The organism is Sphingomonas sp. RB1R13 (assembly GCF_036663775.1).
GTDB lineage: Bacteria > Pseudomonadota > Alphaproteobacteria > Sphingomonadales > Sphingomonadaceae > Sphingomicrobium.
Genome location: NZ_JAXOJM010000058.1, coordinates 1 through 1,244, shown reverse-complemented (window position 1 = coordinate 1,244; position 1,244 = coordinate 1). Strand labels below are relative to the sequence as shown.

Here is a 1,244-nt window from a genome sequence, read left to right as displayed (position 1 = left end):
GGGCGACCTCGCCAGGTACGAGGCTGCCATCCCGAAGGCCAACCGGCCCGAGACGGAGGTGATCGCCGGGCATCGCTGCCTGTTCCTCGACATCGTGTCGGCGGGGGCGGGCGGGCCCGACTTCCGGCTGACCATGCATCATCGCAACCGGCTGGCCGAGGAATTGACGCGGGCCAAGGCGGAGGGACAGGTGCCTCTGGTCTTCATGCACGCCTATCCCGGCGATCTGGCGGCGGACGGCGACACGATCGCGCGCCAATTCATCGACGGCGAGGTCGCGTTCGTCGACACCGGCCATACCCATTATAACGAGCTGCTGAACGATGGCCGCGTACTTTACGGCGCAACCCGCTCCACCGCGCAGATCGAAGAGGATGGCGGCGCGCCGGGCTTCACCATCGTCTGCGTGCAGGACCGGGTGGTCAGCTGGCGCTTCCGACGGATGGATGCGGCCTGACCGCATGTCCAGATCGTGTCGCCGGGCGATGTCCGGCTCATCACTCGCCCGACCGATCCGCATCAGGTGCCCCGACCCGGCACAGTCGAAGTGGTGGCGCGGCTATTTGGGACAGACACGCCGCCGGTCGCGCGGGTGGGCGATACCGAGACGCCGATGACGCATGGTGAGGACGGATTGTGGCGCGCGACGGTGACGCTGGCCGAGGGGTTGAACGCGATCGAGGTCCGCTGCGGCGAAGGCTATGACCGGATCGACTGTCTTGTCCGCGACGGGCATTCGATCCCGAAGCGTCGCCTGCCCGTGGCCCCCGGCGAGGATTGCCACGCGATCGGCGCCTGGCCTATCGCCGGGATCGACGGGGCCCGGCTCGGGCCCAACAAGAATGGGTGCGGATGGTGAGCCTGGCCTATGGAGCCACCTGGGCGATTGCGGGACTGTCGACGGCGGGCGTGATCGCGCGGCCGATGCGTTGGCCCGAATGGATCTGGGCAGTGGCGGGCGCGGTGTTGCTGATCGTGCTCGGTTTGATGCCGCTCGGAGAGGCGGGGCAGGCGGTCGCCAAGGGCACCGATGTCTATCTCTTCCTGATCGGCATGATGCTGCTCAGCGAAACCGCGCGCGAACATGGCGCATTCGACTGGATCGCCGCAACCGCCGTCAACATGGCGGGGCGCTCGCGGGCAAAGCTGTTCGCGCTCGTCTATGCGACGGGCGTGGTCGTCACGACCTTCATGTCCAACGACGCGACCGCCGTCGTGCTGACGCCCGCCGTGTTCGTCGCGGC

The 1,244-nt window shown here is 68.0% G+C and carries 2 protein-coding genes and 1 pseudogene; all 3 read left to right on the top strand.

Annotated elements, in window-relative coordinates; genetic code table 11:
* Positions 1-457: pseudogene (locus U1700_RS14835) on the top strand (metallophosphoesterase); the annotation flags it as partial.
* A gap of 15 nt (positions 458-472) precedes the next feature.
* A complete protein-coding gene (locus U1700_RS14830) occupies positions 473-859 on the top strand; it encodes a hypothetical protein (protein ID WP_332753452.1) in 387 nt (128 codons plus the stop codon).
* Positions 856-1,244 (top strand): SLC13 family permease (locus tag U1700_RS14825; protein ID WP_332753451.1); only part of this gene is annotated, 389 nt, incomplete at its 3' end. The genes U1700_RS14830 and U1700_RS14825, both read left to right, overlap by 4 nt.